We start from the raw sequence: 13697 nt of genomic DNA, 5'->3' as shown, positions 1-13697 counted from the left end.
ATACCCTCTTCTCATATGGTTTTAATTGGTTTTGCAGGAACGCCGCCGACTATCGTATGCGCACTTACATCTTTAGTCACAACCGCACCCGCAGCGACAACCGCCCTGCTGAAGATTTGCACACCCGCAAGAATACGGCAGCCGCAGCCTATCCAGACATCGGAATGAATCTTAATTTCCGCTGCTTTTACCGGATTATCCCGGATAGGTAAGGACGGTATTTCCCATGTATGCTCGAACGAAATCATCGACGTCTGGTGCGCGATCGACACATCGTGATCGATGTGGATTCCTCCCAGTGCATCCAAATAGCATTGCTTATGAATACTTACATTGTTTCCGATACTGAGCTTCTCCCAATGCTTGATTTCTACAGATCTGCCGACAAATACGTTATCTCCGCATTTCGCAATCAATCTTTTCAGAAGACAATAGCGCAGCGCGAGCCCTGGACTCTCCGGCAGCAGATCGCTTGCCCTCCACATGGAGGTGAGAAGCGGCTTTGGCAGGACGATTAACATAGCGGTTAGCAGTTGCAACATGGTTTTGTATCGATTGAACTTGTCCCTGCCCCTGATCATAAGCTCCTCCTCTCTTCGAATAAGATGCTTTGGATTTAGTCAACCAGGCCAAGGTATAGGCATTCATCATGTAGAGGATCGGCAGTATGGGCACTTTTTTACGCACCATGTTGTCTCCAACCGTACCTACCCCGTAATCCAGATCTCTTTCAGTTACCGTCATATAACCGACAAGCACGAGCGTACACCCGAAGGTAAACAACAGGAGCAAGCACATCGTATAAAAGGAACGTGTTTCTTTATGAAGAAACCAGACGATAACTGACATACCTAGAGTAACCATCATGTATACCGCTTCGAGTGTGCGCATGATGTATTCCACATCCCAATTCATAGCCTTGGAAGGATTGGGCGAAATGAATAAGAATAACGTCAATAGAAAAGCATTCAATAAACCAACCGTTCCCACTTTCCACAATACTACCCCCATAGCGGTTAGCAGCATGGCAATGGCAGATTTAAGACTCCGCCGAAATAGAAAGTAAAAGGAAAGGATGTAGACAATCGAATAATCCCGAAGCATACTCGCATAAAATAACACAATTAGGAATAGCAGATATTTCCGGTTTAGTAAAAGCTGGGTGCAAAGCAAGCCAAGTAAGGCACAGGTTATGTCTTTTCCAAATACAGAAGACATGTACATGAACGCTGGACTAGCGAGCAGGCCGATGATCAACACAGCATGATACGTATTTGTTCGCACTTCCGGCAGCTCATACGTGAAAAACTTCTCGTTAAGCCGATACGTCATATTGCAGCAAACAATTAACAAGAATGAGTTAAACGTAATAATCACTAGCGGGTCTGACATGTTCAGGAACTTAAAGTAAGGCATGTAGAGCAGCCCGAAAACAGGATATGCTGAAGAATTTAGCCAATTGGTTGTAATGTGGTCGGTAGCGTACTGCATGAAATCCGTCAGTTGCGGATAAAAGGAAACTTGACCAAAATAATGTTTGGCATCTGGACCGAACAACGGATCTGTTGTTCGGGCATAAATAAATTTCCCAATCAACATAACCATAAACCCGACATAAAGGACGAACGGCTGGTGGGGCCATTTCAACATAAAATAGAAGGGAATCATCAGTATAAAGAATACAACGATGCCAATATTAAGATCCCACTCACCTATCCACTTGGTCATTAGCAATAGCAAACATAGATAGAGGCAAATCATAATCCCTTGAAATAGATTTAAACCCCTTCGCATTTGATGAAGATTTTCACTCCTGTTAGGCATGGTAGATCTTCTCCAGCCTTTGGATATTCGTGTGAATATCATAGCCATGCTTTTGTAGGGCACGATATCTCGTCGACCAATCCGGCCTACTTGAACTTGAGTGGCTCATAACCCTCGCGATGCCAGCTACCCAAACTTGCGGCTGCAGCCCCAGATGCTGTACCATATCCAACTTGAGGTTAGCTTCCGGCGGAACATGATCGGATACAATACTTGGGACACCGCCAGCTTGAGCTTCGATCACAACCATCCCTAAACCCTCATACAAAGAAGGCAGCAGGAAGAGGTCGAAGGCACCTATAATCTCAGCGATATCTTTTCTAATTCCTAAAAAAGCGACCTGCTCTCGTATTCCTAAGCTTTCAGCTAGTCCCTCCATCTCCTTACGCAGTTTGCCTTCTCCTACCAACACGAGCATTGTATTTGGATGATGCTCCACATAAAGCGCAAACGTCTCAAGTAGGAATCGATGATTCTTCTCTTCACTGAATCTACCGATATGGCCTATAACTTGCAAAGTTGGATCGGTTACGCCAATCCGCTTCCTCAGTCCGCTTCTTTCTAGGGGCAACTGCTCATAGGGTGAGAGATTTATCGCATTCGCCATCAATTCCGTTCTCGCATCCTGCCAGCATTGGTTTCCGAAGAGCGATTCACAAGCTGATTTGGAGCAACCAATCATGTGCGTGCTGTGTTTGAAGATGAGCGACCTCATATACCGCCGATATAGACTCCGAATGAAAGTCGCTCGCTTTTGAGGCATTATCGTATGACTATGGCAAATACGGACTGAAATTTGTAATTGTGCAGCTATTTTGAGAACATAACCACTAAATTGAAAAATATGGCTATGAATAGCGTCGTAGGGTCCATAATTGTTGACATTAGACATAAATTGTTCTTGAAATGCTCTTAATCCCTTCCTTGGATGCGGCTGAATGAGTATTTTACCGCCCAATTCCTCGATTTCGCTATCATAAAATCCCCTATCTACATACTGAACGGCAAAATGAAACTCGTATCGTTCCCGATCAATGTTCCTATAGATGTTCATGAGCAGTGTTTCGATGCCGCCAGGATCCATTTTTCCGACCACATGCAATATTTTTATTTTATTCATCTTGTTCTCCACATCCAGACACCCGTAGTAATCTGCATCGACTTCTTAACCTTAACCATCATGCTAAAGTAACAGAACGCCGTAGAAATTAAATTGGCAATGGCGGCTCCAATCATACCCAGACTCGGAATGAGCGCTAGATTTAGAACAATATTCATCACGGTTGAGATCATCAATAGTCGGCTGGAAGCACGCTGTTGCCCGGTCATCGTCATCACTGTGCCGGATTGCCCACAGTAGGAATGAACCAGATGACTTAAGGACAGGAGAATCAATGCCGACTGACCTGCCTTAAATTCCTCACCGAACCATCCCAATAGCCACTGACCGAAAAACAGAACCGTCAAGAATACTAAACTCGCAAACACAAATCCAGATCTGCCTGAGAGGGTGCATATTCTTTGCATTTGCTTCATATCACCTTTGGTGTAACACTCTGAGATGATCGGCGCTGCAATCATATTAATCGATGTGATGGCGAAAGATACCATCGTTGCGATTCGTACGGTTGCCGAGAAGATACCGGACTCGCTCGTACCGTGCATCATGCCAATCATAACAACGCTTAGCTGTCCGAGAATCAGATACATTCCTGAATTCACCATGAGCGTCATGGATTCCGAGACCCAAGTCTTGGTGTGGTACTTTACTGGCTGCAGCTTCGTGCTTGGTGTTAGCTTGCGATGTAACACCCAAGCTCCGAATCCAAACGATAGCAGCATAGAAGTGAGGAAGATAACCATGGCTTCGTAGGCATTGGCTTGCACATGAAAGACAGCCTTGTAGGCGAGTAAAATTAAGATGCAGAATACAGGCCGCATCACTTTCTCCGGAAACTGGGCGAACATCACTTCTTTTAAAGCAAGAAGCGAGCTTTGTCTTAAGCTGGATGCAGCCATCAGAGGGATAATCAACAAGCCAACTAAGAATGTGCTGTATAATTCGCCTTGATTGTTCCTGTACATCACATAGATAACCACTCCGCTAATCACCATAATGGTTATTGAAACGATGAATGTCAGTTGATTCGCTCTGCGTAAAAGACCTTTAATTTCTCCCCATAAATGATTCGATTTATAGGATGAGACATACCGCATAATCGCCGTATCAAACCCAAGATTGGCGGGAAATACAAGGAAGGTTATCACCGTCATCACATAGGCATAGTTGCCGTAACTCGTAACGCCAAGCACTCTGGCAAGCACTACCTGCATGAGCACAGCAAGGCCCACACCTGCAACATTGAGCAGAAAAGATAATGAACCGCTTTTTGCCAGTTTTCTAGAAATATTCGTTTCTGGTTGAGCATTATTTGGGTTCATAACTACCTTCTTTTATTCATGGTATGATCTAAACTTGGGTTAAGATACGTTACTATAACTCGGGACCAAATGTTTAAGCACTTCGCGAATTTCCTTCTGACCATTACCGAGCACTTTTTCCAGCTTACGGATCTCGAACTCAAGCTCTGTCCGGTTAATATTCATTGGTTTTCCGATGAAGATCCTGTCATGCACCGTGGAGGATATTCCCTCCTCGTTCGTCAACAGCTCCTCATATAATTTCTCTCCTTCACGCATGCCTGAGAAATGAATGTGGATGTCAACCTGAGGTTCGTAGCCGGATAGACGGATCAAATCGGCAGCTAGATCATAAATTTTGACAGGGGTACCCATATCTAGAATGAAAATCTCTCCACCTTGCGCAAATGCACCTGCTTGAATGACCAACTGTACGGCCTCTGGAATCGTCATAAAATAACGAACCATCTCCGGGTGGGTGACCGTAACCGGTCCGCCTCGTTGAATTTGTTCCTTGAACATGGGAATCACACTTCCTCTTGATCCGAGCACATTACCGAAACGTACAGCGACAAATTTGGTTTGGCTTTGTTTGTCCAAGCTTTGAATGAGCATTTCAGCAATTCGCTTGGTAGTTCCCATAACGCTTGTTGGATTTACCGCTTTATCGCTAGAGATGAGGACGAAACGTTCAGCGTGAAACATATCAGCGCACTCTGCCACATTTCTCGTTCCAAACACATTGTTCTTAATCGCTTCGGAGGGATTACGCTCCATCAAAGGCACATGCTTATGAGCAGCCGCATGAAAAATAACTTGGGGTTGATGAGTCATAAACAGTTCCTCCAATCTCGAGCGATCCTGCACATCGGCAATAATGGTTTCCAACTGCAACTCCGGCGCGAGCCTTCTCATCTCCATTTCAATCGTATAAATACTGTTTTCACCGTGACCCAGCAGCAGCAGCTTTTTAGGTTGGAAGGGCGCAATCTGCCGGCAAAGCTCGGAACCTATGGAACCACCCGCACCAGTGACTAGGACGATTTTATTTTCCACATAATTCGCAATGCCATCCAGATCGATTCTAATCGGATCTCTACCGAGCAAATCCTCTACCTGAACATCGCGTACTTGGTTTAGCGTTGTCTTGCCCAAAATAATTTCTTGCAAATGAGGAATAATTTTCAATCGCGCTTTCGTTGTTTTGCAAATGTTAATAATCAAGGTCGTTTGCGCCTTTGATACGGAGGGCATCGCAATAATCACTTCATCGATACCGTACTTTTCTACGATAGCAGGAATATCTTTACTGCCCCCTAGAACAGGTAGATTATATACCTGCAGATTTTGTTTGTAGGGGTCGTCATCGACAAAAGCAAACGGTACAGAGTGGTAATTTTCATTATTTTTAAGTTCCTTAGCAAAAAGCGTTCCACAACTGCCTGCACCGACGATGAGTGCTTTCTTAGGCATATCGGTACCCATTACTTTTTTAACTCCAAATTTATCGCAAAATACCCTCCATACAAACCGACTCCCACCAAGCAGTAACAACATCGTCTCAGCCGTATGAATAAACATAGATAATGGAATGTCATTCGTAACGATTACGTTCGTAATTAGGTAAGAAGCTAGCGTGCTGACCACGACCGTTTTGGCAATGGAAATCAGCTCTCCGATGCTGGCATACTGCCAAATTCGGTTATATAACTTAAAAAGAAACATACATATCGTACTCACTATGGATGAAATACTGCTGTATAATAGCCAAAGCTGAACCTGCTCTGCAGGAATAGCGCTTCGGTAAGAAAAGTAGAATGCGGAATATACGCTGAGCCAAACCAGGCAAAGATCAATTATGACCAAAATGCCCGTTCTTTTTGAGTAATTCATAATATCCCTCCATCATTTTGTTGAAAATCAACTCGTATTATTGGCTTTCCTCTCCTCCGTAATAGAAATAGGGATTGACGGATTCCTTCTGAGATATCTTGTTGAGCACCACTCCCAATATGTGGGCTTTTACAAATTCCAGAGAACTTTTGGCTTTAAGCACTACCTCGCGCTTGACCCTCCCAGCATCCACAACGAGAATGACGCCGTCACATTTAGTCGCGATAATTTGCGCATCGCTTACTGCCAACACTGGAGGCGTATCAATCAAAATGAAGTCAAACTTCTCTTTTAATTCTTCCAGCAGCCCGCTCATTTTCTGGGATGCCAGAATCTCCGAAGGATTCGGAGGGATCGTCCCCGCTGTCATTACAGAAAGATTCTGAATGTCTGTTTCCTTAATCGACATATCGAGCGAGCATTGATTCGTAATCATGTCTGTAAGACCATGCCGATTCGAAATTCTGAAGGTATGATGTGCGGTTGGCTTGCGTAGATCCGCATCAATCAGCAGTACCTTTTTATTCGTCTGTGCATATACAACCGCCAAATTATTAATCGTTGTCGATTTTCCTTCCATGGGTCCTGAAGAGGTAATCATTAAAGTTTGATAGTGCATATCCACAGATGAAAATTGAATATTCGTTCGTAACGTTCGATAGACCTCAGAAATAGGCGATTTCGGATTAAGGTTAGTAATGATAGGGCGCTGCTTAACGGATCTAGACATTGGATAATTCACCAACTTTCCCCCTTGAGGACATGTTTTCCCCGTGCCTTTTCAGATCCCCTTCGCCCATCTGTGTGACCATGGCCAAGGTTGGCAGCCCAAGATAACGTTCGACATCAGCTTCCGTTTTTATCGAATCGTCAAAGTATTCCAGCAAGAATACAGAACCGATGGAAAGCATTATCGAGACTAGAAAGCACAGCGCAATATTTAAATTGGGATTCGGCTTAACTGGCTTCGGAAGTTTAGCCGAATCGGCTTGGTTCAAAAGAATAACATTATCTACTTTCATAATCCGTGGTATTTGACTTTTAAACACTTGAGATACAGCATTTACAATTTTTGATGCTTTTTCGTAGGAGGGATCTTGGATGGAGATCGTAAGTACTTGGGTCTCATTCACCGAACTCAGCCTAATATTGTCGATCAATTGATCCGATGTCATTCCAAAATCAGGATGTTCCTTGGAGACAATATCCATGATGGCCGGCGTTTTAATAATTTCTTTGTATGTGTTGATGAGCGATATGTTCGTGTTTACCGCATTTAAATCCAGCTTCACAAGTCCCGTTTGATCGGCTGACGAATTAATAATCAACTTCGTTGAAGCCTGATAAGTAGGTTTTATGAATACATAACTGATAATTCCTGTTGCCGTACAGCTTAAGACTACAATGAGAACAATTAACCATATCCTCTTTCGTAGTATGCCCGTAAGCATTTTTAGGTCCAGTTCTCTTGACATGTATGCATTCTCCATTCATGCGTAACTTTATAGACTGAATATTCTTGAAATTATATTTAAAGGAAATCCTTTCCGCGTCTTTGCAATAGGCTTCCATCTTTCAATTTCTGTATGACGGATTAAACGCTCCGCGTTTTGTTGGTAGTACTTAACGTAATCACCTCCAAGCAAATTCTCCACAGTCCTATAAGCTTGTTGCAAATGAAAAGGCCTATGAATGGCATCATGAACATCCGATGCAAGGAAATGTACGAGATTCCTACGGCAGAGCTCCAAAGATAAAGACTGAACACTGGGTCCGAATAGGCCATTGATAGAATGGGAAGTTATCTGGCTTAATGCACCTTGCTCCACTAGACGGAATAATTTATCCGGTTGATCCGCAATCTCTCTATTTCGTTCTGGATGAGCAATAATCGGTGTAATATGTAACAGCGATAGTTCGTAAAATATCTCATCAATTCTTTCAGGCAGCTTGGACGGCGGAAATTCGATCAGCATGTAGGAAGATCCATGGAGCGTTAATAACGAATTTCCTTCATAATCGTCGATCATTTGCGGATACACACGAATCTCTTGTCCATGATAAACCGTCAATGGTATATGATTCTTGATCAATTGCTCCTGGAAAAGAGATGCTGCCTCTATTATGGAATCTGCAGCATTCATATAGCTTCCATTTCGATGATGAGGTGTTGCTATAATAGTCGAAACTCCTTCGTGAACGGCCATCAGAGCGAGTTCGAGCGATTGCTCCATCGTTCTAGGCCCATCATCCAAGTTATGTAGAATATGGCTATGGATATCGATCAACCTGCTTCTTCCTCCCGCCTGATCCTGACTATATCTAAATTATGACATATATTTTTTCAGGCGATCAGGGAGCATAGTTGTGTATTACTTAGTCTTATAAGATTATTTAAAGTCCAATTAATTGTTAATTAATTATGATTTTTGGTAATTATAATCCATTATTTAGGGTAAAAACTAAAATTTAATATACATATTTTTACATATATAGGTTTTGTAATTGTTTTTATGCATTTAAATGTAATATTAATCCGCCAGCAATTAGGAATATAGAAAATCCTCAACTAGAGCGTATAAATAAAAGGTTCTTACCTAATAATCCTCAGCTGTTCGACTCTTGTTTTAAATCACATTTTAGGCCAATCACACTAAGACTAGGTCTTTAGGTTAGCTGACTCCTGACAACACATACCTGCATGGTGTGAATTGGAAAACACTGATGAGATGAATGGCTCCCCTGCTAGACGTCCTATGTCTAGGTCATACAAATCAATTTTCAGATAATTCTTGCTATCTTTTTATTCCAAATTGCATGGATTAGTTCGTTTTTTATACATACAATTTTGCTATTTTCATAAAATCGAACTCAAATAGCTTCGATTTCGGATGATTTTCAGGATAGATTGGATAGAAAATTACGATTGTTAGGACAATTGAATCCAATTCAAATGCTCGTTATCATTTAAAAACGATTATGGATATCCGGTTGAAGTCAAAAAAACCACTCCGGCGAGTGGCTAAATCTTCAGCTAATAGAGGATCAATAAGAAGGAGATCAGATAAATAGGGACTTACAGAAAGCACACACGCCTTAGATGCGATTCTGAGGCTCGTTTTATTCAGCGCCACTCGAAATAACCATAAATTAACGTAAATTGTATTTAATTTGGAAAAAAGTAAACAAAATTCGAGTATTTATGCTAAGATAGTAAAAAGTTTGTTGAAACATTTACAAAAATAACCTTCTTGCGCGAGGCAATCAAAATGTCTATCTCTCAGATTTTCGATCAGTTCGAAGTACTCATTGTGATATTGACCATCCTATCGTTATCGATGTATGTTTTTTTTGCGTATTGTGAGATTAAAAATGGTAAACAGGCTGAACATATTCATTTTGTTGATAATATTATCGCTTTTTCAATGATTTGGATTATCTTTTGCATGGTGATCGTGCTTTCCTTCTTATATCAAAATAACTCAGAACACCATAGAGTTGTACTTGAAATCATGTGTTTTACAGCGTTAATTGTCAGTATTCTTTTGATCGGTGCCATCGATCTATTCAAGAAAAAGAAATTTCATTTCATCCCCCTTTTTCCCGCAAGCATTCTCCTTATTTCAGCTGTTATTGTCTGCTTTTGGCTCAAGTTACCTCTGCACACCATACTGAATTTCTCCTTGGGTCTATTTTCTACCATGTCGATTTTATTTGCTAAAGCGGCTTTAAAGCACAACAGAAAAGCAGCGCATGTAGGCCTTCTCTATTTATTGAGCGGGATCAGTATCATTATTATCATTATTATCATTAATAACTTAAATCCATGGATTAGCTTTCATTTCACGCTTACGCTTGACCTCGCACTCTCCATGCTGTTAATTGTCGGTTTTTTTGTGTATTACTGCGAAATTTATTCAATTCATATTTTGGACAATATCCAGCGGATCCAATTAAAAAATGATCGATTACTTGAGGCAGAGAGGCGGATCACATGGCTTGCCTATTTCGATCAAATCACGCAAATCAAAAACGTTTATCATTTGCAAGAGGATCTTACTACCTTTCGTTCGAACTGGCGCGCAAGCTCATTGGTGCAGATTCAATTTTATTTAATTAATTTACATAACTTCAAAGCTTTCAGTAATTTTGTAGGTTACGAAAAGGGAAACTCTACTTTATTTGAAGTTGCTTTGCGACTTAAAAAACTATGTATCGTAAAAGATGAAATTTATCGATTTTACTCAGATCGTTTCATTCTTGTACACTTTGGCGATCATGAGACAGGTCAAGGCTTAATAAGCAATATTCAAGAGATGTTTAACGCCAACCGCTTCTTTGGTAGAAGCTTCGACTCCTATATTGGAGCAACGGAATGGTCAACAGCTCCAAAAACGTTCGATATACTCATACAAGAAATGGAGCTAGCCTCCCAATCTGCTTTCATTCAGAAACAACCGATTGCTTATTATAGCGATGAAATGTTCCAAATTCTTAAACAACGATTATCCTTGGAAAATGCCCTTCGTGAGGCTTCAGATGAGCATGTATGGGAAGTCGTTTACCAGCCTAAAGTCTCCTTACTTCATAACCGCATAGTAGGTGCAGAAGCTTTAATTCGTTGGAATCATCACGGAACTTATATTTCACCAGAAATTTTCATTCCATTGGCCGAACAACTGGGACTTATCCATGAAATCGGCTATCATGTGATGAAAACGACGTTCTCTTTCCTTAGGAAGATTCAGACAAAAGACCATGTTTCCATTGGATTGTCGATTAATTTATCGCCCTCTCAGTTAATGGAGCCTAATTTCGTGCAATTAGTTAAGACGACTGCCGCCCATTATGACATAAATCCGGCATTCGTTACGTTCGAAATCACGGAGTCCACGCTCATCAGCAATATCGAAAGAGTTCATGAATCTATACAGCTTTTGAAAAATCACGGCTTCTCTTTTTCACTTGACGATTTCGGGGTTGGTTATTCGTCCATTCATTATTTTTCACGGCTGAATTTTGACGAAGTCAAGCTTGATAAAACATTCACAGAAAGTCTTCCGTATGATCTGAAAAACCGAATCATCTTAAATTCGATAACAACCATGGCCAAAACATTGGGGATTGTAATCGTCATTGAAGGCGTGGAACTGAAGGAACAGTTGGACATAATTAGGGAAATAGACTGTGATTATTATCAAGGCTACTATTTTAGTAAACCTGTTCCACCCGATGAATTGTTAAGCCTGATCCTATCGCAGGAATAAATGACGTTTTTGCTTGTAAAAAAAGAAGCCTTGAGTTCCACTTTTAATGTGGGTTCTCAAAGCTTCGTACTTACTGTCTGAATAGAACTACGTAAAGCGAATTATTGCTCGATTACCTCTTGCAGATGAACTTCAAGTTCGGATAAGAACTTATCTATATTTGGATTTTTGATGACATCATAACAAGTGAAGCTCTTTAGAGGTTTCATTCCGAGAAATTCCTGTACGCGATGCAAATGACTTATCGCTTCTTCTACATCTCTACCTTCAAAAAACTGTGTGGGATCGTTGTATGCTTTTTCAGGAGCGTTCCATGTCGTCGAAAACATATATTTTTTCTCAGTTAATAGTCCACCTCTTCCATATTCATCAGATCCTTTAAAAAACACCCCATACGCATAAACTTCATCCATATACGTTTTAAATAAACCCGGAACACTAAACCAATAAATAGGGGTTTGGTAAATGATAATATCCGCCCACAGAAACTTCTGTTGTTCTTCCTCGATGCGATAACCGTTTTGAATAATCGTTGTTTGTATATGGTGCTTCTCACTTAATAGAGTCTGCATACGGTCTACCAACGTTTGGTTTAATTTACCTTCTGTTGAACCGTATTTCTGATGACCATTAATAATTAGGATGTTTTTCATCTGCTTCTTCTCCTTTTGTGTTAACATTGTTTAGTTTCGATAAGCACCCGTTCAAAATCGCTTAATTGACAGGTACTACCCCAAGTTGCTGCATCAAGGTCAGATTGTCCTCTAAGTGCCAATCCTCCACGACCTTCCCATCCTTGATATGTAAAATATCGATAGCAAAGAATTGAACGGGTTTGCCTGTTGGCTTACTTCCCATAAATTCACCCTGATGTGTGCCCGTGAATGCAAGACGGGCTGTCACCTTGTCGCCAACTACCAATAAATCTTCGATCGTACACTGCAAGTCAGGAACAGCATGACGAAAGCCGCGGGAGGCAAATTTCAAACCCTCTGGACCTTGTGGTCTTCCCTTGGGTAACGTGTTGTCGATGAAGCTAGGCGCAACCGTTTGTGAAATGAGTTCCTCATTGCCAGTATTCCAAAATGCGTAGAAATGCTGCGCAACTTGAACGATTGCGGTTGCTTCTTTAGGAGTCAAGGAAGGATCAATTGTCATCGACTTAGGTTGGGGAAGATCCTGTAACAATTGAATATCGGTTTGGGATTGCTCATATGTCTTAGTCGCAGAAGCTGTTGTTTTCGTACCGCTGCATGCAGTCATTAGAATAACAATCCCACAGAGAATAGCCATACTGGTCATTGTTTTCTTCATTCTTATTTGTAAACGCATATTGTTGCTCCCTTATCTTTTAATGGCGTATCATCCAACTCCGAAGAATGCGCCCGTTTGCAAAGTGCCAACGGCAGATAGTCACCTCCTCTTTACAAATGAGATCGGGTCGGTTCACCTATTATATATGAAGTAATTTCATTTTCGGAAGTAGTGATATTAAATTCATATAGTTACCTAAATGATACTTTTTTGATACAAAAAGAGAAATCCTGTTTAATTCTAATTGAGAATTTGGGGCTCGTTTCAAAAAAAGAGTAAACTGCCGCGGCAGTTTACTCTTTTTTAGTTCCTACTAATTCAACATATAGCATATTAAGCGCTGAGTTTTCGCCCTTATTGCTTTCATAGAACGAATTCAAGCTTTACTTTGATATTAATACTTTTCCAATAGCATCAACGATTCTATCCTTATTAAAAGGCTTAACGAGAAAATCTTTAGCCCCTGCTTGGAACGACTCGACTACCAATTTTTGTTGCCCCATAGCGGAGCACATAATCACTTTTGCTTGCGAATCGAATAGTTTAATTTCTTTAAGTGCTGTGATCCCATCCATTTCTGGCATTGTTATGTCCATCGTCACTAAATCGGGTTTCAACCGTCTATACAAATGTACGGCTTCAAGACCGCTGCTGCCTTCCGCCACGACCTCATAGTCTAAGGTTGTTAAGATATCTTTTAACATTGCTCTCATAAATGCGGCATCATCCACAATCATTATTTTAGCCTTCACAATCATCAAGCTCCTTCTCATGCGGACTACATGCTTTCTGACAACGTACATTCAAAAAATTATTTCCTGAATACGCAGTTGACGCTCCTCACTCAAATCTATAAAGGACTCTCCGACCTTGACTAAAGGGAGCGTGTCATCATGTGGGTTAATACCTATTTTACTAAACCATTCTCTCAAATTTCTCTCAGGCCCGAATGCTATTAATTCTCTTCTGCGGATGCAT

Annotated in this window: 12 protein-coding genes; 1 reads left to right on the top strand and 11 read right to left on the bottom strand. The window is 41.2% G+C overall.

Features of this window, described 5'->3' with window-relative positions; all coding sequences use genetic code 11:
* Positions 1-11: 11 nt before the first annotated feature.
* The 8 genes from GK047_RS01660 to GK047_RS01625 form a co-directional block, all read right to left on the bottom strand.
* Positions 12-416 carry an acyltransferase gene (locus tag GK047_RS01660; RefSeq protein ID WP_163940446.1) on the bottom strand — a complete coding sequence of 135 codons (405 nt, stop codon included), beginning with the start codon at positions 414-416 and terminating at the stop codon, positions 12-14.
* Positions 394-1728, bottom strand: coding sequence for a hypothetical protein (locus tag GK047_RS29410; RefSeq protein ID WP_240343733.1), 1335 nt, complete (start codon positions 1726-1728; stop codon positions 394-396). The genes GK047_RS01660 and GK047_RS29410 overlap by 23 nt, the downstream gene beginning before the upstream one ends.
* An 88-nt stretch (positions 1729-1816) precedes the next feature.
* Positions 1817-2944, bottom strand: a complete 1128-nt coding sequence (locus GK047_RS01650; protein WP_163940444.1) for a glycosyltransferase — start codon at positions 2942-2944, stop codon at positions 1817-1819.
* The gene (locus GK047_RS01645; RefSeq protein WP_163940442.1) at positions 2941-4266 is read right to left on the bottom strand and encodes a flippase; all 1326 of its coding nucleotides are present in this window, start codon (positions 4264-4266) and stop codon (positions 2941-2943) included. The genes GK047_RS01650 and GK047_RS01645 overlap by 4 nt, the downstream gene beginning before the upstream one ends.
* A gap of 39 nt (positions 4267-4305) precedes the next feature.
* A complete protein-coding gene (locus GK047_RS01640) occupies positions 4306-6138 on the bottom strand; it encodes a polysaccharide biosynthesis protein (protein WP_163940439.1) in 1833 nt (610 codons plus the stop codon).
* A gap of 37 nt (positions 6139-6175) precedes the next feature.
* The gene (locus GK047_RS01635) at positions 6176-6868 is read right to left on the bottom strand and encodes a CpsD/CapB family tyrosine-protein kinase (RefSeq protein WP_163943538.1); all 693 of its coding nucleotides are present in this window, start codon (positions 6866-6868) and stop codon (positions 6176-6178) included.
* Positions 6861-7613: a YveK family protein gene (locus GK047_RS01630; protein ID WP_163940437.1), complete on the bottom strand. Its 753-nt coding sequence runs from the start codon at positions 7611-7613 to the stop codon at positions 6861-6863. Before GK047_RS01630 ends, GK047_RS01635 begins: the two co-directional genes overlap by 8 nt.
* Before the next feature lie 27 nt (positions 7614-7640).
* Positions 7641-8426 carry a tyrosine-protein phosphatase gene (locus GK047_RS01625; protein ID WP_163940436.1) on the bottom strand — a complete coding sequence of 262 codons (786 nt, stop codon included), beginning with the start codon at positions 8424-8426 and terminating at the stop codon, positions 7641-7643.
* Positions 8427-9407: 981 nt separating this feature from the next.
* Here GK047_RS01625 and GK047_RS01620 point away from each other — a divergent pair.
* Positions 9408-11405, top strand: coding sequence for a putative bifunctional diguanylate cyclase/phosphodiesterase (locus tag GK047_RS01620; RefSeq protein WP_163940434.1), 1998 nt, complete (start codon positions 9408-9410; stop codon positions 11403-11405).
* A 101-nt stretch (positions 11406-11506) separates the two neighbouring features.
* Here the strand turns inward: GK047_RS01620 and GK047_RS01615 are convergent, their stop codons facing one another.
* From GK047_RS01615 to GK047_RS01605, 3 genes are all read right to left on the bottom strand, one after another.
* Positions 11507-12058, bottom strand: coding sequence for an NAD(P)H-dependent oxidoreductase (locus tag GK047_RS01615; RefSeq protein ID WP_163940432.1), 552 nt, complete (start codon positions 12056-12058; stop codon positions 11507-11509).
* A gap of 61 nt (positions 12059-12119) precedes the next feature.
* Complete coding sequence (locus tag GK047_RS01610; protein WP_240343732.1) at positions 12120-12719, bottom strand: ester cyclase; 600 nt, start codon at positions 12717-12719, stop codon at positions 12120-12122.
* A gap of 383 nt (positions 12720-13102) precedes the next feature.
* Positions 13103-13477, bottom strand: a complete 375-nt coding sequence (locus GK047_RS01605) for a response regulator (RefSeq protein ID WP_205516210.1) — start codon at positions 13475-13477, stop codon at positions 13103-13105.
* Between the last annotated feature and the right edge of the window lie 220 nt (positions 13478-13697).

It is taken from the genome of Paenibacillus sp. SYP-B3998, from assembly GCF_010820665.1.
Classification (GTDB): domain Bacteria; phylum Bacillota; class Bacilli; order Paenibacillales; family NBRC-103111; genus Paenibacillus_E.
The sequence above is the reverse complement of the archived record's forward strand: the minus strand, read 5'-3'. Positions and strand labels throughout refer to the sequence as shown.

Bases quoted from the DNA above. Each gene is read 5' to 3' on its own strand.
- GK047_RS01615 (WP_163940432.1), bottom strand. From the start codon at position 12,058: ATGAAAAACATCCTAATTATTAATGGTCATCAGAAATACGGTTCAACA.
- GK047_RS01605 (WP_205516210.1), bottom strand. From the start codon at position 13,477: ATGATTGTGAAGGCTAAAATAATGATTGTGGATGATGCCGCATTTATG.
- GK047_RS29410 (WP_240343733.1), bottom strand. From the start codon at position 1,728: ATGACCAAGTGGATAGGTGAGTGGGATCTTAATATTGGCATCGTTGTA.
- GK047_RS01635 (WP_163943538.1), bottom strand. From the start codon at position 6,868: ATGTCTAGATCCGTTAAGCAGCGCCCTATCATTACTAACCTTAATCCG.
- GK047_RS01630 (WP_163940437.1), bottom strand. From the start codon at position 7,613: ATGTCAAGAGAACTGGACCTAAAAATGCTTACGGGCATACTACGAAAG.
- GK047_RS01610 (WP_240343732.1), bottom strand. From the start codon at position 12,719: ATGAAGAAAACAATGACCAGTATGGCTATTCTCTGTGGGATTGTTATT.
- GK047_RS01640 (WP_163940439.1), bottom strand. From the start codon at position 6,138: ATGAATTACTCAAAAAGAACGGGCATTTTGGTCATAATTGATCTTTGC.
- GK047_RS01645 (WP_163940442.1), bottom strand. From the start codon at position 4,266: ATGAACCCAAATAATGCTCAACCAGAAACGAATATTTCTAGAAAACTG.
- GK047_RS01620 (WP_163940434.1), top strand. From the start codon at position 9,408: ATGTCTATCTCTCAGATTTTCGATCAGTTCGAAGTACTCATTGTGATA.
- GK047_RS01650 (WP_163940444.1), bottom strand. From the start codon at position 2,944: ATGAATAAAATAAAAATATTGCATGTGGTCGGAAAAATGGATCCTGGC.